This window comes from Maribacter caenipelagi, from assembly GCF_004364175.1.
In the GTDB taxonomy this organism is placed as follows: domain Bacteria; phylum Bacteroidota; class Bacteroidia; order Flavobacteriales; family Flavobacteriaceae; genus Maribacter; species Maribacter caenipelagi.
Window position 1 is genome coordinate 106205 of record NZ_SNZW01000015.1, and the last position, 20808, is coordinate 127012.

The 20808-nt window shown below is 39.7% G+C and carries 16 protein-coding genes; 4 read left to right on the plus strand and 12 right to left on the minus strand.

Annotated features, from left to right (window positions below; genetic code table 11):
* Both DFQ03_RS11020 and DFQ03_RS11025 read left to right on the plus strand, forming a co-directional pair.
* Complete coding sequence (locus tag DFQ03_RS11020) at positions 1-6192, plus strand: protein kinase domain-containing protein (RefSeq protein ID WP_133673243.1); 6192 nt, start codon at positions 1-3, stop codon at positions 6190-6192.
* A complete protein-coding gene (locus tag DFQ03_RS11025) occupies positions 6192-7532 on the plus strand; it encodes a hypothetical protein (protein WP_133673244.1) in 1341 nt (446 codons plus the stop codon). The genes DFQ03_RS11020 and DFQ03_RS11025 overlap by 1 nt, the downstream gene beginning before the upstream one ends.
* Before the next feature lie 261 nt (positions 7533-7793).
* On the opposite strand, the gene DFQ03_RS11030 is transcribed toward DFQ03_RS11025, so the two are convergent.
* From DFQ03_RS11030 to DFQ03_RS11070, 9 genes are all read right to left on the minus strand, one after another.
* Positions 7794-10052 carry a xanthine dehydrogenase family protein molybdopterin-binding subunit gene (locus DFQ03_RS11030; protein ID WP_133673245.1) on the minus strand — a complete coding sequence of 753 codons (2259 nt, stop codon included), beginning with the start codon at positions 10050-10052 and terminating at the stop codon, positions 7794-7796.
* Positions 10053-10068: 16 nt separating this feature from the next.
* Positions 10069-10533: a (2Fe-2S)-binding protein gene (locus tag DFQ03_RS11035; protein WP_133673246.1), complete on the minus strand. Its 465-nt coding sequence runs from the start codon at positions 10531-10533 to the stop codon at positions 10069-10071.
* Positions 10534-10629: 96 nt separating this feature from the next.
* Positions 10630-11232 (minus strand): flavodoxin, encoded by a 603-nt coding sequence (locus tag DFQ03_RS11040; RefSeq protein WP_133673247.1) that lies wholly within the window; start codon positions 11230-11232, stop codon positions 10630-10632.
* Positions 11229-11612: a helix-turn-helix domain-containing protein gene (locus DFQ03_RS11045; protein ID WP_094996548.1), complete on the minus strand. Its 384-nt coding sequence runs from the start codon at positions 11610-11612 to the stop codon at positions 11229-11231. Before DFQ03_RS11045 ends, DFQ03_RS11040 begins: the two co-directional genes overlap by 4 nt.
* A 42-nt stretch (positions 11613-11654) precedes the next feature.
* Entirely contained in the window at positions 11655-12779 is a 1125-nt protein-coding gene (locus DFQ03_RS11050) for an aldo/keto reductase (RefSeq protein WP_133673248.1), read from the minus strand.
* Between the two features lie 31 nt (positions 12780-12810).
* Complete coding sequence (locus DFQ03_RS11055; RefSeq protein ID WP_133673249.1) at positions 12811-13710, minus strand: alpha/beta hydrolase; 900 nt, start codon at positions 13708-13710, stop codon at positions 12811-12813.
* Between the two features lie 16 nt (positions 13711-13726).
* Positions 13727-15346: a carboxylesterase/lipase family protein gene (locus DFQ03_RS11060; RefSeq protein WP_133673250.1), complete on the minus strand. Its 1620-nt coding sequence runs from the start codon at positions 15344-15346 to the stop codon at positions 13727-13729.
* A gap of 30 nt (positions 15347-15376) precedes the next feature.
* Complete coding sequence (locus DFQ03_RS11065) at positions 15377-15790, minus strand: nuclear transport factor 2 family protein (protein WP_243834480.1); 414 nt, start codon at positions 15788-15790, stop codon at positions 15377-15379.
* Between the two features lie 59 nt (positions 15791-15849).
* Entirely contained in the window at positions 15850-16695 is an 846-nt protein-coding gene (locus DFQ03_RS11070; protein ID WP_133673252.1) for a DUF4440 domain-containing protein, read from the minus strand.
* 356 nt (positions 16696-17051) lie between these two features.
* Here DFQ03_RS11070 and DFQ03_RS11075 point away from each other — a divergent pair, with 356 nt between their 5' ends.
* Positions 17052-17630, plus strand: a complete 579-nt coding sequence (locus tag DFQ03_RS11075; protein ID WP_133673253.1) for a Crp/Fnr family transcriptional regulator — start codon at positions 17052-17054, stop codon at positions 17628-17630.
* A gap of 75 nt (positions 17631-17705) precedes the next feature.
* Positions 17706-18362, plus strand: a complete 657-nt coding sequence (locus tag DFQ03_RS11080; protein ID WP_133673254.1) for a hypothetical protein — start codon at positions 17706-17708, stop codon at positions 18360-18362.
* Positions 18363-18403: 41 nt separating this feature from the next.
* Here DFQ03_RS11080 and DFQ03_RS11085 read toward each other — a convergent pair whose 3' ends face one another.
* From DFQ03_RS11085 to DFQ03_RS11095, 3 genes are read right to left on the minus strand one after another with little or no spacing between them, the layout of a single operon-like run.
* Positions 18404-18829 (minus strand): putative quinol monooxygenase, encoded by a 426-nt coding sequence (locus tag DFQ03_RS11085; RefSeq protein ID WP_133673255.1) that lies wholly within the window; start codon positions 18827-18829, stop codon positions 18404-18406.
* Positions 18830-18833: 4 nt separating this feature from the next.
* Positions 18834-19970: an alpha/beta hydrolase gene (locus tag DFQ03_RS11090; RefSeq protein ID WP_243834481.1), complete on the minus strand. Its 1137-nt coding sequence runs from the start codon at positions 19968-19970 to the stop codon at positions 18834-18836.
* Positions 19946-20791: an aldo/keto reductase gene (locus DFQ03_RS11095; RefSeq protein ID WP_133673256.1), complete on the minus strand. Its 846-nt coding sequence runs from the start codon at positions 20789-20791 to the stop codon at positions 19946-19948. Before DFQ03_RS11095 ends, DFQ03_RS11090 begins: the two co-directional genes overlap by 25 nt.
* Positions 20792-20808 lie beyond the last annotated feature (17 nt).

Below are 20808 nucleotides of genomic sequence, written 5' to 3' on the forward strand. Positions count from 1 at the left end.
ATGGAATTTGTAAGACTTTGTCCAGCTTGTCATAGCGAACGTCCGGTTCAAGAAATGTACTGTCAAAATACCGTTGATGATACAGGCTGCAGCTGGTTGCTTATGAACGTTACCCAAACACCAAAGGGCGGTAAAATAGAAATAGAAGAGTCACCGATAGTCAAAAATGCACGCCACTGTACAAATGGACATGAGGTGCAGGCAGGTGATTTTATGTGTATGGAATGTGGTGCTGACATTGAAGTACTACCAACACCAGAAAAAATTGCTAAAGCGCAGCAAATAGACGAATATCAGATTATAAAATCTGTTAAGGCAGAACGCACTACAAAAGAATGTTTTCTAGTTAAAGATGCAGCCGACAAAGAATATTTTCTAACCTTATATTTCGAGAATAGTGAGCCAGACAAGAGTATTTACAAGGTATTGGAGAAAATGGATACCGATCATATTGCAACGCTCATAAAAACAGGCGATTATAACGGTCGTTTTTTTGAAGTCTCGGAACTAATCTCTGATGGATCATTAGATACACTGGGATACTTACCTATAGACAAGATTGAAAAGTTGGTAAATGAGGTAGGTAGAGCTATACATAAACTTTCTGAAGCAGGTATCCGCCACCGCGATATATGTCCTAAAAATCTACTTTTAAGAGATTCTGCAAGTTTTGATGTTGTTATTATTGACTATAGCTCGGCACGTCTGTCCGATTATGATCTTGATACCGACACTCCTATAGAGCTCACAAGATATACTGCTCCGGAAGCGATTATTGGTGGAATTAGTCCCGCTTCAGATTGGTGGAGTTTAGGTATGATTGTTCTAGATCACATTACAAAAGGAACTTTCTTTGAAAAAATAAACGACAAAGCTTTTATGATTCATTTGATCACTAGAGGTGTTGACATTCCATCTTCTATTGATGCACGCATATTACTTTTACTTAAGGGGCTTTTAACCCGAGATCCTTTAAAACGCTGGAATTGGGAGCAGGTTGATAAATGGCTTAAAAAAGAAGAAGTTGAGGTTCCTGTTGAACAAATTAGCACTTCAACAAAAAAAGAAAAGAAAATTACGCTAGGCTCAGCAGATTACACTAATGTAGCATTCTTTGCCCTGGCCGCAGCCGAAGAAGAACATTGGGAAGAAGGAGTCTCCCTATTTAATTCTGGATCTCTTGCCAGCTGGGTAACTGAAGTATTTGGTAATGACAAAAAAGCCGCTGCTGTTCGCAATCTTCGTAACAAAGAGGATATTCCGCTAGAATGGTGCTATCCCCTAGCTTTAATGGTTTTAAACGAGGCATTACCATTAACTTGGCGCGGACAAATTATAATCCCTGCATGGCTTATGGGAAACACAAAGGAAGCAATAAAACTTGTAGAAGGCCATGTGCCAGATTATTTGGCAAGTTTACAGCGAGAAAAGTGGCTCATACAGCTCAAAGAAAGAAAAGCAAACATTGCCAGAAAAGCAAAGAACCTTGATATTCAATTAGATAACGACAAATTTTTAATTTACAGCCTAAGTTCTTCAAGAGTAAAACTTAAATCTGAATTAGATTTCTTGCGCCGTCTCTATCCAGATGCACATAACCCTGGTCTATCTGATGTTATGAGTAATCTTCGTTTAACAGAAGAAGATATGATACTGGTTTTAAGTGCCAGGCGCAACCAGTTTATTACACTTGAAGAGCTTTTAAGCAAAACGGAAAAACTTGCAAAAAAAAATGGTCTAGAACCCAATCTCCCTTTTTATAAAGATAGCTTGGTAAAGTATAGATTAGAAATATTTGAAATGCTTAATAACCATTTAGAAGGTTTTTCTAGATGTAATAATGCAGCGCTTGATCGCTGGGCAGATCGTTTTAGAATTGAAAAAAGATTGCCCATAATACCATCTGTTCTCTGCCTTTCTATTCCAAAAAATAAATGGGTAGCACCACCTAAACACGAGTATGGTTCTAGCTTATTACGACACTTTGAGAAAAAGGTCGTTTACGCTTCTTCTAGAGGTCCACTTGTAAGATTGATTATATCTAAACACTCGTCTCGTATTGATTTAAGCGAACTAGGCACAAGCTTAAAATCATCTGAAAAACTTGTACACAGCATTCTTAAAAGATCTACTGGTACCGAAAATGTTGATCCATTAGCCTTCAATACAAAAGCCTTATTGGCACAGCGAATACGGCGTATGCTTCTTAAAGCTGATAATTTTAAGCGAGATACAGGTTTAGATTCCCTATTTATGGGATTCCCTTTTTTGATCGCTCAGCACAAGATGACGCATAGGCCCCGTATTATGCCTATTCTGCTATGGCCAGTTAATCTTGATTTTAGTTCACGAGGGGCTACAACTCTTAAATTTAGTTTTGATTATGCACATGGTGAAATAAGGCTTAATCCGGCACTTGTAAATACATTAGACCCGGATAATTACAAGAAATTAGAAAAAATAACTCGCGAGATTTTAGGAAGGCAATCACTTCACGTTTCTGAAGTTATTGATGCTTTTAGTGCCTGTTTTCCTGCCCATACAAATGAACTTACCGCCCACCCTAGCGTTAATTTTAAAAGAGATGAAATTGGGACAGAGCTTCACGCTTCGGCCGTATTTTTCAATGCGAATTTCACGGGGCAAGCAATTAGTGAAGACTTACGTCTTTTACAAAAATTGCCACATTCAGGCTCGTCAATGGAGCCCATTTTAAAAATTTCTGAACCTGAAATAAATTCAACGATAGAAATCAGTCCTGAAAATGGTCGTTATACCACAATGGCTATTGATCCTTCTCAAGATAATGCGGTGCTAAAAAGTAGATCAAGCCCTGGCATTGTAATAGAAGGTCCTCCTGGAACTGGAAAAAGCCAAACAATTGTCAATATCATTTCTGATTGCATTGGGCGAAACGAAAAGGTTTTGGTAATTTCTCAAAAGAGAGCGGCAATACAGGTTATATTAAAAAGATTACAAGCTGTAGGCTTAGAAAAGAGAGCGTTGCTAATTACAGATTTATCTAGAGATAGACAACCCATTATACAAGGTATACGAGAACAGGTAGCGCATTATTATTCTCAACCAAATAACCAACGCACGTTAGACAATCTGGTGCAGAAACGTGAGGATCTCGGAAAAAAAATAGATCGCATAGAAACTAATCTTGATGTGCTATCGCATCAAATTCACCTTGTAGACGATACCTCTGGATTAAGCTACCGAAATATACTTTCGGAATTAATTGATATTACATCAAAGGAGTATGTTGAAGTTCCTGAACTAAGATTGCTTTTTGAAAATAGTACTAAAAACAAGCTTAATATTCTTAGCGAAGAAATAAGTAATTTAATAACAGATTGGGTACCTTCTAAGTATGAAGGCAATCATCTTAAAAACTTACAAATCACTTCTTTTGACCATACTACCGAAACAGCGTTAAATAAAGATTTAAACGAATTTTACGAAACAGAAAAAGAACGTGTACAATTTATTAAAGAGACTTCAGGCAAACTGGATACGCCTAACGCCGCCCATTATAATCAATATTTAGCTATCCATAAAGAGACACTGCTCAATGTGTCAAAATCGCAGGCAACCAAAAATCAACTCTGGTTAAATTTACTTTACGATAAATTTGATAATCAATCTATTGGGGATGATATTCATGACAACCTAGTTAAACTATTAGAGCAAGTAGAACAACTTATCTCTAACTATCAAGACAATAGATTTGCAGTTTATTTTGATACATTAGATGATGAGAAAGTATTAAAATTGAATAAGGCTTGCGCTACATACTTGGGCACATCTAGTTTTAAAAAAATTAATCCCTTCTACTGGATTAATAAATCTCAACTTAAAAAAGTAGTTACTGAGCATCATTTACAATTAAATGAAAAGGTCGTGAGTGAACTACACTCAGCCGTACTCCTTGAGAATAATTTTAGAGCCTATCGAAAAGAGTATGCTCAACATCTTTTAAAATTGAAGACTCGGTATGTGATGGTCAAAGAGCCAAGGCGACTAGCGGTCGATATTAAGTCGACTATACGAGAGTTAGCCCAAGCAATCTCACTAGTAAGTGTATTACGAAGCTGTCCTGCAAAAGATGAAGCAAGAACAATACTAGAAACCGGTGATGAGAATGCATATAAAGATTTCTCAATAGCGTTAGAGAGTGCAAGTAGGCGTTTTCAAAACAGACAACAGTCTCTAAGCAAATTAAACGTACTTGAAAAATGGCTAACCCCACATTCGGTCACTACATTTACTAATGCTGTAGAACAAAACAACACCGATCTAGATACAGTCGCATCCATCATATCTGATATGGTAAATTTTGTCGCATATCAAAAATTTAGAATACGCTTTCAAAATAGTACTGCACAAGATGAACTCATTGAAATCTTCGCTATCCTTAGAAAATATGAGCATGAAATTTCTAATTTTCCGATTGAAAATTGGTCAGATTTAATAAGTATTTCGCTACATCGCGAAGGGTTACTGGCTTGGAAACAACGTATTGAGAAATCGTATCCCTCAATGCTAATGGCAGAAAGGGAAGTACTTCAACAAATAAGTGATTTAGAAGAAAATCTAAATTCGATGAAAACCCTCAATCGAAATATTTTAGCGCTGAACTATAATTTCGAAAATATAGAATCGCAAACAGCATGGAACAGCATCACAAGATTAAGAGGTAAGAATTACAAAAAACTTCGTGAATTTATTTCTGAAGGAGAACCCTTGGGTTTACTTGAATTGAGACCTGTTTGGCTTATGAACCCTGAGGTAGTTTCTCAAGCATTGCCCCTACAATCTGGAATGTTTGACGTTATTATTTTTGATGAGGCGTCACAAATGTTAGTGGATCACGCAATACCTTCATTATATAGAGGAAAACGGGTAATCATAAGTGGAGATGAAAAACAAATGCCGCCTACAGGATTTTTTACAAAAAAGCTGGAAGAAGATGATGATGACACAGATCAAACAGAGCTTGATGAAGATCATTCTGAAGAAGAGCTGGTAAACTATGAAGACGCGTGGAACAAGAAAGAAGTTAAGGATAGTCCAGACCTTCTTTCATTGGCAAAAACAGTCTTACCTACCACTACACTACAGATTCATTATAGATCAAAATACAAGGCGTTAATCAACTACTCAAATTATGCATTTTATGACGGTATGTTACATATACCTGCGTATCACCCTAAAGAAGAAATTTCAGTTGTAAAACCTATAGAAGTACTTCGCGTAAATGGAATATATGACGAACAAACCAATACCGCCGAAGCGGATACTTTAATAGCTTACCTCGCTGAACATTGGGCACTTCCTGAGCACGAGAGACTAAGTACGGGTATTGTAACCTTCAATAAAAAGCAAGCAGAACTAATAGAAGACACCATTGAACAACATGCCGCACAAGATGATACTTTTGGTCGTGCCCTAACCATTGCGCGTAATAAAGAGCAAGATGGAGAAGATATGGGTTTCTTTGTTAAAAATGTAGAAAATGTTCAAGGTGATGAACGAGATATGATTTTATTCAGTACCACTTTTGGTATTAACCCATTAGGATCCTTCCGCCGTAATTTTGGAGCATTAGGACATCGCGGTGGAGAACGTCGTCTGAATGTTGCTATTACGAGAGCAAGAAACAAAGTAGTTATTGCGACCTCTATGCCTACGCAAGCGATTTCCGATATCTTATCTACTGGAAGGCTTGCTTCTAAACCTAGGGATTATATACAGACCTATCTCAATTATGCTGAAATACACTCAAACAATCAGATAGCAATGGCAACTAATACTTTACGCCTTTTATCCACTAGTGATCACCAACAAATAGCTAAGATTAGAAATGATGGATTTAAAAATATTGTTAAAGCCTATGTTGAAAGTTTGGGATATGAGACTGTAGAAGACAGTGACAACTCCGTTTTCTATATGGATCTAGCAATTAAAGATAAGCAGCAAGGTCAATTTATACTAGGTATAGAATGTGATGCACCTTATAATAATCTTTTAAAACAAGCTCGTTATAGAGAACTATGGCGCCCTAAAGTATTAAAGCGTTCTATTCCACATATACACAGAACCACATCTTACCAGTGGCTTCAGAACACCCATGAGGAGCAATTAAAATTAAAAAACGCCATTGAGATGGCACTTATTCAAGACTAATGAGCGGACCTAAAGTAGTGCGTATTGTTACACCACAAGAACGTCAAATAATTAAAGATAGATGGCTCTCACAACTCAAACATGCCTTAAAGCGAACAGAGGACTATGCCAAAAAAAATAACCTTCTAGATAACGATTTAGAGAAAGGGCTTTCTGATACCCATGAGCATTATGCCAATTTATCTATTAATGATTACTTAAAAATAGAACGCGAGGTTCCACAACAAATTGAATTCTTAAACGTAGAACTTAAGAAGTTAAAGAAAAAAGTTGCCGACAAACGAACATCAGATTGGGAAAGGTTTAGGAATCTTAAGAGTACCCACAATGAATTGAAAGCCTTATCATTTGAAAAAAATATTGCTTTTGACGCCTTTAATGCTCCGCAAAGTATCACAAATAAAAACTTAGAAACATATCAGGCTCAAATAGATAATTTATACGAACTACTGCAAAAATCAATTTCTAAAACTGACGAATTATCTGAAGAACAACTAGCGATGCAAGAGCGGTTATCTCAAGGAGATAGTATGTTAACTGTCACCGCTTGGAAAGTAAAGTTAGAAGGAACTAGATCACGTTTAAAAAAACTAGAGAATACGTTAAAAGAAATGCACGTCCACGAAATGTCACAAGAAAAAATACAGACATTGATAAATCGTTGTGGTCAGCTAGATTCAAGACAAACAAACTATGATCTTCAACTAGATTCTCTTATTATTGATGCTGCAGACTTTACTAAAAATGAACTAGAGCTACGAGAGACTCGTGAAGATTTAAGTAATAACTTACTCCTTATAGAAACACTAGGTGAAGACTTTAAATTTGTAGCTCAGTGGAAAGAGAAACTTCAAAATTCGACACTTGAAGATTTAATAGAAACAGCTGCAAAAGCACTTAAATTTTACGAGACAACTTCGGAGAACCGTATTGTCGAAGCCAGAGGAAAAGCTATCAAATCTGCACTAGAGAAAGCTGGGTACACCATAAACGATTCAATGCAAACTGCTTGGGTAGAAAATGGACGCCTAGTCGTGAAGAAAGCTACCCATTCGCTTTACGGCATTGAAATAATGAGTCCCACCAACTTAAGTCGTATTCAAGCGCGTGTAGTAGCCGACGAAAACCGTACTAATGAAAGATCGCCAAGTCTTGACAAAAACGAAGAAGAAATTTGGTGCGATAATATTGATGAAATAAAAACTTTATTCGCTAATGAAAATCTTGAAATCATCATTGACAAAATGGAAGAACCTGGAGCAATACCACTTAAAGAAGTTCCCCTAAATAGTGGCTATGCTGCTCTTAACATAAACATTGAGAAGAAACGACGGAGTTAAACTAGAAATGATAGGTAATCATAATTTGAATTTCTGAGATGTGACGATTTAGATAATCCTAATGAACCCTCATTGCAAATGACAAGATGAAGGCCATCGCCTTTTCATTTTTTGTTGCCAATCGTTTACAAAAACAAACTGTTGACCGATTTGTTGACGGTGTTTTAAATGAACTTAAAGTAAATTGACTTACTTTCTGATGGCGTAAAGATATAATTTGAGTAATTCAAAATAATAAAAGAGCATATTTTTTTATAAAATCTATCCAACAATTTCCCGACTCTTGTTAAAAGGTTGCTGATAATGCCTTTGCCCCGTGGCTTTGTAAAGTGCATTGGCCACCGCTCCAAAAACAGGGGGAAACGGAGGTTCTCCCATACCCGTTGGGTCGATTTCATTCTGCACAAAATGTACGTCGATTTCTTTCGGTGCCTCTTTCATACGGATCATTTGGTATTGGTGGAAATTGTTTTTCTGTGGCACCCCACCCTCAAAGGTCAATTCCCCATAAAAGGCATTGCCTACACCATCGGTAATGGCTCCCTCGGCCATGTTTGTTGCTGCATCAGGATTTACCACCACTCCACAATCAATGGCACAAACTACTTTTTCAACTACAGGTTTACCGTTCTCCATCTTTAAATCCAGTACATGCGCCGCATAGGAGTTATGGCAAAAATAGGCCGACACTCCTCGATGTTTCGTTGCATCATTTTCTTTCCAAGCCGATTTTTCACGAACCAATTCCAAGACTCCGGCGTACCTATCAGCATCATAATCATTCCGTTCGCCTACAGGATTTTCCTTGGCGCGTTTTAGCAGGTCCAAGCGAAATTGAATGGCGTCCTTGCCCGTAGTTTCAGCAACTTCATCCAAGAACGCTTGTTCGGCACCGGCCATAAAATTAGATCGTGGAGCTCTAAAGGCTCCTATGGAAATGTTGGAATCAATGGTCCACTCTTCTGCCATATAATTATCAATGGCCCCTGCCGGAAAACGATTGGCGAACAATGGACTCTCCGGCACTCCTCCAGCCTTTACATGTAATGCCGTTAAATTATTGTTTTCATCAAAAGCCGCGCGATAGGTTGCGTGATAAGTTGGGCGATAAATACCATTGGTCATATCGTCTTCACGGCTATATACTAACTTGATAGGTGCATTGACTTTTTGTGAAATCAGGGCCGCTTCCACTACAAAGTGGGCATAGGCCTTGCGTCCAAAACCACCGCCCATCCTTGGAAGGTCCATCTCAATATTCTCTTTCGGTATTCCCAGACTACTAGCAATGGTAGGGATGATCAAAGGCGGAATCTGTATTGGTGCTGCAATTTTCGCCTTATCGCCTGCTACATGGGCAAAAGCATTCAAGGGCTCCATGTTATTATGAGCAAGAAAAGGCGCCGAGTAACTTCTTTCCAAAATCGTTGTTGCATTTTCGAAGGCTACTTCTGGATTTCCATCTTTTCGGACAACTTTTCCCGGTTTTGCAGCAAGTGCTTCCATTTGTGATTTATGGGTCGTGGTAGATTCCAGTCCTGCGGGTATGTTAATCGTTTGTTTTCCACCAAACCCAGCGATTGTTTCCGAATAGGCGGTAATGGGTTGCCATTCAACTTTTAATTTCTTTTTAGCTTGCATCACCTCCCAAGTAGAGTTGCCCACTATCGCAACCAATTCAGGAAAAGCGTTGGTGTCGAAACCGCCTTTTTCATATCCGTCCTTAAAACTCTTGATCGTAACCACATCCTTGATTCCAGGCATGGCTTTGGCTGCTTCACCATCCACTGATTTTAAGGTCAAACCAAAAGCTGGTGGATGTTCGATCATGGCGATCAACATTCCTTCCTCTTGAATATCCATGCCAAATAGAGGCCTACCGGTTACAATGCTTTTTGCATCTACATTTTTTTGCGAACGGCTGATCAGTTTAAAATCCTTTACCTCTTTTAGTTGTACTTCTTCGGGTACGGTAAGTGTTGCTGCAACTGAAGCCATTTCTCCGTAACCGGCCGATTTTTTGGTGGCTGCATGTTGTAATACTCCTGCTTCTGCGGTAATCTCTTCCTTGGGTACCTGCCAGGTTTCTGCCGCCGCCGCTATCAACATCTGCCTTGCGGTTGCTCCGGCCATTCTAAGCGGCTCCCATCGGGCACTTATTCCCCTACTGCCCCCCGTAAATTGAAATCCATATTTGTCTGCATGATAGGGCGCCTGTTCAACCAGTACATTTTTCCAATCTACATCTAACTCTTCTGCTACCAACATGGGCATAGATGTCCTGATATTCTGACCGAATTCCGGATTGGGCGTATAAATGGTTACAACCCCGTTATCACCTATTTTCAGATACGAATTCATTTCGAACCATTCTTTGGGCATTTCCCTGACAACCATCTCTTTTGCCTGCTCAGGTTTGCAGGAGTTTAAAATACTAAAGCCAAGTACCAATCCGCCACTTGCCAAACTTGTATTCTTGATAAAGGCCCTACGTCCCATATGCGTCTTTAGCTTTGTCATCTCCTAATTTTTTTGATTAAACGTTTTCCGAACTAGCGGCTGTTTTTATTGCTTTCTTGATACGAGTGTATGTACCACACCTACAGATATTCCCGTTCATAGCGCTTTCAATTTCTTCGTCCGACGGATTGGGATTCCTTTTCAACAAGGCCGAGGCCGACATTATCTGCCCTGCCTGGCAATATCCGCATTGGGGTACATCGATTTCCAGCCAAGCTTTTTGTACAGGATGATCACCATGCTCCGACAATCCTTCAATGGTCGTGATTTTTTGCTCCCCAACAGCCGAAACAGGTAATTGGCAAGAACGTACCGCATTGTCACCTAAATGCACCGTACAGGCACCACATTGAGCGATACCGCAACCATATTTAGTTCCTACCAATTTAAAGTGGTCCCTTAGTACCCAAAGCATTGGTGTATTTGAATCAACATCTACGCTGTGTTCCGATCCGTTGATGTTTAAGTTGAATATTGCCATTTTTAAAAAATTTACTTAAAAATAAAGATTATATATTGGGTGTTGCTTACGAAATTCAAACAGTTTTAACCTACTTTGTCAAAATCCTAATTGTTTTTAGTTTTTGATAGTCAGTGGTTTAAGCTTTTCAAGCCATTCCACAAGTAATTCCTTCACTTCTACTTTACGGTTCCCTTTTATGGCCAAGTAAATTCCATCTCTCTCAATACCCCCGGTTACCGAAAACCCTTCTAAAATGTTGCAATCGGAGCAAAGGCTTTCCACCGTTCGAAAGGTACTGCCAATACCGTACCCAGCATTGGTGTTAAAAGGAATGACCGTTTTATCCTTAAGGTCGTGCCGGGTCAAAAAGCTTTTAATTGGTGGAGGCAGTTGCATTCCCCATGTGGGGAAGCCTAAAAAAACGGTATCATACTTGTCCATATTTATCTGTGTTTTTAGGGGCGGAAGAAACCCGGTACGATTTTCTTCTGCCACTTGTTCCACAATCGACTTGTAGTTTTGCGGATAAGGATTTTTTAATTCCAGTGCCACCAGATCACCGCCCACATTTTCATGGATCATTTCGGCCACAACCTTAGTATTGTTTGTTCTTGATAAATAGACAATCAATATGTTGTCCGCTTTATTCTCGTACCCTTGGGCACTACACCATCCGGATACCAAGAAAATAATAAATAGTAAACGAGATATTATCATTTTTTAATTTTCAATTTTCTGAAATCTGTTGGCGTATGTCCTACATGTTTTTTAAAAAAGGTGCTAAAATGATTTACTTCCCTAAATCCTAAGACTGTAGCTATGGTAGTAATTGACCAGTCATTTCTTTTGAGCAATGCCCTTGCTTCCTGAATAAAACGTTCATTTATATTTTGGGTAGTCGTTTTTCCAGTATACAACTTGACGGACCTATTCAAGTGATTTACATGAATATTTAAAATATCCGCAAAATCTGAGGCTTTGCGCAACTTTATGGGTTGTGTGTCCTCTGTAATGGGGAATTGTCCGCTCAGTTGCATCAAAAAATTTTGGGCTATTTGAATATAGGTTTTTTGATTTGTTGAGAGGGACGAATCCATATTTTCAATATCGATAACTACAGTTTTTTTTGACGTATTCTTCTATTGATCTACCAAGGCAGTTTCCGGCCCACGGACACCTACCAGTTGTATCTTCTCCAAAGCATTCCTGAATTCCTTTAATTCCGTATCGGAAAAAGTAACGTTCAGTGCACCTTGGTTCTGTTTCACATGATGCAGTTTCGTAGTTCCTGGAATAGGAACAATAAAAGGTTTTTGTGCCATGACCCACGCCAATGCTATTTGGGCCGGAGTGGCATCCTTTTTTCGACCCCATTCGCGTACCAGCCTGAGCACCTCCATGTGAGCTTCAATAGCTTCCGGTGTAAAATAGGGCACTTGAGATAAGCGGGAGTCACTAGAAAAACGGCTATGCTCGTTAAACTTATCGCCTAAAAATCCACGACATACCGGTCCCCATGGCACGAACCCTATGCCCAATTCTCCACAGGTATCTATTACTTCATTTTCAAGGGCACGCTGAATAATGGAGTATTCGCTCTGAAGGGCAGCAACGGGCTGCTCTGCATGGGCCTTTCGTATGGTCGTTGGTGAAACTTCGGAAAGTCCAAAATGGAGCGCCTTCCCTTCCTTGATCAAATCCTTAACCGTTCCGGCTACGTCCTCAATCGGAACGTTTGGATCCAAACGATGCAGATACAACAAATCGATACGATCGGTACGAAGGCGTTTCAACATGCCCTCTACAGCGCTTTTAATATGTTCTGGCTTGCTATTTCTACCTGCCCTTTTTCCATTTGAAAAGTCAAACCCAAATTTACTGGCAATGACCACGTTGTCTCTAATAGGTTGCAGTGCCTCACCTACCAATTCCTCATCAGTAAATGGGCCGTACACTTCGGCAGTATCAAAAAAGGTAACGCCCAAATCATAAGCCCCACGAATTACGGGAATCATATCCTTGGTATCTCTTGGTGGATTGTAGCTGCCACTTTTCATGCTCATACAACCCAACCCAATTGGCGATACTTCCAATGCGCCCAACATCCGCTTTTCAGGGTTGGAAGCTGCTTTTAAACCCTCAATTGTACCAGGTGAATTTTTCCCATTGGCAAAGGCCATTGGGCCTGCCACCATACCCGCTCCCAGAAGGGCGGATTTAGATATAAAATTTCTTCTATCTAAATTGTTTTCCTTCGCTTTCATACACATTTACTTTACTAATTAGTACTCATTTCTATAGATGTCTTTGCAAAAAAGCAATAACCTTTGTCCGTATATGTTCCACATCGAACATCTCTCCAAAATGTGGGGCATCCTTAACCACGATCAATTCGTTTTCAACACCATTCACCGTCAACCATGAACTCAAAAGTTGGGATTGCCTGGGCGAAACCAAATCATCCTTTTCCCCATGAACAATCAGAAAAGGAGGATCCTTTTCATCCACATAGGTTACCGGACTAGCCATCTTGGCCAAGTCAGGTCTATCAAGAGGAGGAGCACCTATCAATAAAGCTTCAGGCGATTTAGCATCATTGGCCCCTGGGAATAAAATCAGTTCGGCAGGTCCGTAGAAATCCACCACGGCCTTAAAATCAAACCCTTTAGTGGTTTTCGACACAAAGAAATCGGTAACGTCATTGTTCTTGGAAAGTCCCATTAATGAAGCCAGATGACCCCCTGCGGAAAATCCCATTACGGCAATTCGGTCTTTATCGAAACCGTACCTATCGGCATTATCGACCAAAAAGGAAACCGCACGATTACAATCTTGAATTTGTACCGGGAAAATAGCTTGGGTCGCAAAACGATAATCAATGGAGGCCAAAGCGAAACCTTTGGAAACAATTTCAGCCACGGTTTCTTTCATGTAACCGATATCGGCGTATTTGTCGTTGACCAACCAACCGCCGCCATGCACAAAAATAACCAAGGGTATTTTACCGGATACTTTTTGGGGCAAATAGATATCCAACAAATGTTTTTGCAGCGTGTCGTTGGCATAGTTGACATTGCCATGCAAAACGGTGCCCTTAGGAAATACCTCAATTACCGGATTTGTTTGTGAAAAACCTTGACCTATAAAGGTTAAAAACAATACCGCTGTTGTAACTATGTTGTTGATTTTATTCATCGAATGCACAACTGGTTTATATTCCCCGTGATTGTAGTTCGTTTCTCAGTTTAACCCCCTTTTCAATGACATCCAATCTCGCTTTTCTTGGATCTGGCTTTCCAACGGCTTCACCATCTAACTGTATATCCATAATTTCACCTTCATTTTTAGCATAGACTGGCCAGTTTGGTAGTCCATCTCCATTCGGGTTTCCGGTCTTGGCGAAATTTACCCAGTATCCGTTCATAAGTTCCGCCACCTTCTTGTCCTCTGGAGTGGTCTCGGGATTGCCCCAACGTGCATCAAGATTATTAAACACATAGCCAACTTCGGAACCATGGCCGGCACCATATTTCATTCTTTCCTTCATAGGTTCGGGTACAAACCCAAAATGGTAAATAAACGTGGGTTCACCTTGTTCCGCGAAAGCTCTTGCGGCAAAACGTCCTGGTTCTCCCCACACCCAATCGGTATTGAACTTGGTAATCACCTCTTCGAATGCTTTGCTTCCATCAGGATCATAGGCAGCTTGTGCTTCCTCCTTAAACTCGCCAAAAAGTGAAAATAGTTCTTCTTTTGTTTTACTGTTGTTGACAAAACTACCTCCGATTTCGGCGCTGTTAGAACCGATCATCAACGGTATTTGCATTTGTCTACCAGCATTGTAGGCACTTTCGGCAGTTTCCGTTACCAATTTGCCGTCCAAAATCGGCCCGGAATAGATTCTTGGACCCCCTTCACCATCCGTTTCTTGACCACTATCCACAATTTCTTCCACTGGCAATGCGCGCAGGTTGGTCAAGGCATCGGCATCCGTACCTTCTATTCCGTGTTTTTTGGCAAAGTTGATACCAATGGTTTCTGCCGATAAGGGGTAAAAAGCACTTGCATTTTCTTCCTTTATTGGCCTTCCGGTAAGGACACCATCTCGGGCACCACCAGATTCGCTAATGGCTTTATGAAAAAGTCCTTTTGCATCTGGAATGGTCATCAAAGAATGTACGGAAACCCCTCCGGCAGAAAAACCAAAAATTGTCACATTATCTGGATTTCCGCCAAAGGCAGCAATGTTCTTTTGTACCCACTGAAGTGCCGCAATCTGATCCATATAAGCATAGCTACCCTTGTGTTCTTCAGGATGTTCTGCACTTAAAGCAGGAAATGCAAAATGGCCCAAACGCCCCAAACGGTAATTAATGGTGATTAAAACCACTCCCTTCTTCGCAAATTCATCACCCGCGATTCCAGCTCCGGAACCACTTCCTCCAACAAAGCCTCCACCATGAATCCAAACCATGACCGGCAGGTTCGCACCCGAATTTACATCAGCGGGTTTCCACACATTCAGGTACAGGCAATCTTCGGATGAACCTTCACTAATGGTTCCCGGGGCACCGCCCCATCCGGACTGTGCGCAGTTTGCACCGTACTCCGTAGCATCCAATTCACCTTCCCAGGGGGATAATGGTTGAGGGGCTCTCCAACGAAACTCACCAACTGGAGGAGCCGCAAAGGGTATTCCTTTAAAGCTATCAACACCATCTTCATGGACGCCTCGAATTACCCATAATTCGGTCTTTACTTTGGGTGTACTTTCTTGCGCGGAAATAGTAACTCCAAGGAGTACCAACAATCCTAATATGTATTTTTTCATTTGAGTGTTTATTAAGTTGCGTTGTTCAAGTTATTCCCTTGTCATTGTTTTGCTAAAGGTCAGATCGGCCAATTTCCAAGTGTTATCCTCCTTTACATAAACCTCCGTTACCATAAAGGGATTGGTCACTTCATTACTGCCTACTACGGCCAAGAGTGTAATTTGGTTCCAAAGTATAACGGTATTATCATTCAAGACTTCGACCATGACTTCATGGACATCAGCTTTTTTATAGTGGATGAACCCACCTCTAATGATTTCTACTTCGCGGTCCTTTCCCCATGTGCCGCCCATGTGGACGAACTTGGCTTTATCATGAAAAAGGCCTTCCAATTTATCGGCATCCCTATCGGCCATCCATTGCCATTTATGTATGGACAGCTCTCTGATTTCCTTTTCTAAATCAGTCGATTGGGCAAGGGCGACTTTTCCTGTGATGAGCATAACTAATAGACTTAGTATTATTTTCCTGTTCATTTTTATAAATTATTTGTTCTGAAGTATTAATGCGCAATTTCATGGGTATCACGAACGCTGCTAAAGGTAAGGTCCAATAATTTCCAATCGTCGCCTTCTTTTTTATAGAATTCGGTCACGGTAAATTCATTGGATACATCGTTACCACGAACATGGGCCATGAGGGTTATGCGGTTCCAAAGTACCACGGTATTGTCATCAAAAGTTTCCACAACCACATCGTGTACATCGGCATTTTTATACCAAATGCTTCCCGTCTCGATGATTTCCAATTCCCTGTCTTTTTTCCAGGAGCCGCTCATGTGTACAAACCTTGATTTGTCATGAAACAAATTGGCCAACTTGTCCACATCCTTTTCGGCCATCCATTTCCATTTGGCTTTAGAAAGTTCCTTGATCTCATTTTCAAGACTTGAATTGTTAATTTCAGGAAGCGGTATGTTGTTATAATCCTTAACACTAAGTTCATCTGTCCATTTGGTAGGTGTGCTACCACCTATCGCCAAATAGGTCACTGCACTTTTAGGAGTGGCACCATGCCAATGTTCTACGTTGGGAAGGCATTTGATAACGTCACCAGCTCGCATCACTTGTACTTCCTTTCCTTTTTCCTGATAAAAACCAACGCCGCTAGTAATCAACAATTGTTGGCCGTCTGGATGTAAATGCCAATTGAGAAATGCTCCAGGTGCTGAAACCGCTTGGGCTACGTTATGTTTAAAAGTTTCATCGGCATCTACAACATGCGTAAGCCAAATATCACCGGTATGGTGTACGTTTTTCGCTTTTGCTCCCATGGGAAAAATAGCTTCTTGCGCAAAGGAAGATATGCTTAACATACCTATAAACAAGCCTATTAACAATGCTCTCATTTTGTTTTATTTAATTGATTTAGATTATAAATTACTTTTTCCAAATCTATGAAATTTTAAAAATGAAATGCTTACCACAATTACGGATTCACCTACCATTATTACGGATTACAGGAGTACAAACCATTTGTTCACAAAGCATTAACTAAATTCAAAAAACAGATTTCTTCTCTGTCCAACACAAAAGATTAGATATGGGTCGATGATTATTGTTCCGAATTTAAATTTAGGTACAGTGTACCCAGAGCACTTCAAAAGACTTTTTAAGAAACGTGTGGTACACACTTCAAGAGTATCGAATGTCAAATTGAATAATACCGTTTGTTTTGTTCATATTAAATTTTTAAAATTAACTTATGAATGATGTATACGTAAAATTATATGACTACCTACAGCGAAAAACTCAAGTAGAAAAAAACGCTTTTCTTGACTATTGCCACTATTTTAAGCTAAAAACACTTAAACGAAACGAGGTACTTCTTCATCAAAATACTGTTTGCAACTTCAATATTTTTGTCAACAAGGGATGTCTTAGGTTCTATTCCAATAGCGAGGAGGGAAAAGAATTAACGCGATATTTTGCTTTCGAAAATAAATTTGGCACCTCATTAACAAGTCTTATAAGCCAAGAACCCTCCAACGAGAATATACAAGCCGTAGAGAAATCAGAAGTACTTATAATTTCTAGAAATGATTTCTACCACCTTGTTAAAACGATTCCAGAGATAAATCTTGTCTACAGAGATATTCTTGAAATGGCGTATATTACAACCACAAAACGGGTTTATAATTTTCAAGGAGAAAGTGCACTGGATAGATTGAAGTGGTTAATGAAATACCAGCCTTTTATTCTTACGCGTTTATCCAATAAAATGGTAGCTTCCTATTTGGGAATAACTCCATATACCTTAAGTAGGTTAAAAACCGAACTCTAAATATTCAAAGTGTTGCTCTAGGGCAATACTTCTTCGTTGTAGGCCAACTAATTTTGTCCCATATAAATTTTACGTATGGATTGGCCAAGGTTTAAAAGATTTGTTTTCATTCTATTTTTTCTAATTTTAGGTAAAGTAATGGCACAAAAGCCAGAACCTCCAATACCCGTTGAAGCTTTTTTTGGTAATGAAGCCTTGTATTTTCAGTTGGTGGTCAAGAAAAAATTCACCCCTAATAGTAGGCTTAATTTCTTTACTGTAGCCACCTACACTGCCGATTATGAAAATAACAAAGAGGAAAACAGCATTGTTATGCCTGTTCAGGTGAGTTATGATATAGGGAAAGGCTTCGGACTAATGGTAGGTACGGACATCAACAGTATCTCAGGATTTTCTGCCATTGTTGGACCTCAATTCAACTATGCATCAAAAGATTGGCTTATTGTAAATGTCGCGTCTTTTTTTCTAAATGAAGACCAAGACTTTAAACTTTTTGGTCTCTACGAATATAAGCCCGCTTTCAATGAGCATTGGGGACTTTATACCCGGCTACAATATGTTTATAATCAAAGTTGGAAGCTTGGCACCAATAACCATCGCTATCTGTATTTAAGAGCGGGGCTTAAAAGAAAACAGTTTATATTTGGTCTTGCAGCTAATTTGGAACAGTCAGGTCCATTTAAGGAAGAAGGCGCAAATTATGGACTTTTTGTTCGATGGGAGTTTAGATAGAACAGCTACAAATTGACCGATTAAGAAATGTTCCTGTATGGTCAAAGCTTTTTAAAAACCATCGACATCGATTCAGGATCAATAGCTTCCATATCAATCAGTTTTAAATCTTTTACCATTTCTGCTGTGGTTGTTTTGTACTTTTGAAAATGAGGTGTTTTCAAATGCGATTCGTAAGCCTCCTTATTGGCATAAATTTCCAAAAGTCGTATCTGTGCAGGGTTTTCCTTTTGAAACATGGGGTAAATGCAGATTACCCCGGGCTCCAGCCTAAGTGATGCTTCCGATTCCTCTTTCAGTATCTCTAAATATTCATCTAGATAATCCGTCTCAATTTCAAGTTCCGCTATGCGAACCATCATTTTTCTTTGATCAGTATCCGCTTTTAGGGCATCATCGCTTTGCCCCAAACTAAGTAAAGACAGATGCAGTAATACCAATAACAGCCCCAATTTTTTAGTCAGCATAGTGTCATTTTTTATCCAACCCTTTTTCTTTTAGCCATTCCGCTAACAACACGGCCACCTTTTCATTGTTCAGGTCGGACATTGGAAAATGGGTATTTCCCTTTAGGCCCTTTTCTGGAAGGTGTACCAATGTGGCATCACCCCCATGCTTGTTCACCGTGGCCGTCCAAAGCTTTGCCATTTGCAAGGCGGCTCGCCATTGTTCCTGACCAGGATGCGCTACTGGTTCGTTGGGTATATAATCCCCATAATAGATAACAATGGGTATTTCCGTCAATCGTTTAAATTCTGTCATGGGTACGCTTCTCGCACTTAAAGCTCCTCCCACATAGGGGATGGTCTCAGGGACTTCGCCTTCTGGAAAGACAAAATTACTACCGGGTTCATAGGATGCAATGCCTTTTATGTTCCCATTTTTTAAGGCCGTCAACCAACCTTGGCCGCCACTATGGGAATGGGTAACCAAAACACCTGGTCCAATCTTATCGAACAGCGTGGAAACCGCCTCTATGTTAAGGTTAATGTTCAATGGTCCCGTATCCGGGGTAATTTGCCTAAAGAACTGGTTCAGCGCTTCTGGATCATCAGAAAACTGAACATCTGGATAAAATGTGCTTCCCGTTCCCAATCTAAATATCCCAAACCACAACTGATCATCCGTGGCTGCTGAAATCGTAGTAGGTTCCGTGCTCCTTCCTGATAATCCTCTACGGGGCTGGTCAATAAGGTATATGGGAAAATTACGCCTTAAAAATAGGGTTTGAAATCCCTCCCTGCCATCTGGGGTCGTTTGCCAGGTACGCATGCTCTGTCCATACCCATGCCAAAAAACCAAGGGTAATTTTTTTGCACTATCAGGAATTTGATAAAAAACAGTGGCATGGTCTCCATGCAAGGTTTGTCCTTCCGAAGATTGATTTGAAGGGTTGAAGGCTCCATGGGTGATTGGGTCAAAAGTACCGGGGCTAGATTTAATACTGCCACCAACTGTAAAGCTGCCTTGCTCTACAAGGGTAACGGGTGGCTTTTGAGCATAAGTGCCTATTACCCATAATTGCACCATTGTTAACAACAGTATTATTTTTAATTTCTTCATGGCTTTTAGTTTAAATTTATCTATAGTGTACGTTCCCCCAACCACTTCACCATAGCAGGATCTCTGTGGTCAAAAAAGCTACTTGTTTTCATATCCAATAATTTAATGGCATCCATATCTTCTTTAGAAAGTTCAAAATCAAAAATATTGAAATTCTCTTTCATTCGTTCTTTTCTAACCGATTTTGGTATAGCTACAACCCCGCGCTGGGTTAGCCATTTTAATACTACCTGTGCTATGGTTTTATTATATTTTTTTCCTATCCCTGATAATAATTCATTAGAGAAAAGATCGTTCTTTCCTTCCGCAAATGGTCCCCATGATTCTATCTGAATTTTTTGTTCCTCCAAGAATTTATGGCTTTCTAGCTGTTGATGAAATGGATGGGTCTCTATCTGATTAACTGCAGGTGTTATTTCATTATGAATGATAAGGTCCATCACTCTGTCCGGATGAAAATTACTTACACCAATAACCCTGATCCTACCCTCTTTGTATAATTCTTCCATGGCTCTCCAGGATCCATACACATCGCCATAGGGTTGGTGTATGAGATATAAATCCAAATAGTCCAATTGCAGTTTATCCAAAGATTCCAGAAATGCTTTTTTAGTGCCTTCATACCCATTGGACTGAATCCAAAGTTTTGTAGTGATAAATAACTCTTCTCTGGCAACACCACTCTTTTGAATGGCTTTGCCAACAGCTTCCTCATTGCCATAAGATGCGGCCGTGTCTATTAATCGGTAACCCACTTCAATAGCATTCAAGACACTTTGCTCACATTCCTTCAAATCGTTAATTTGAAAGATGCCAAAGCCCAATATGGGCATTTCGACACCATTGTTTAGAATTCTATTTTTCATGTAATAAACTTTATATT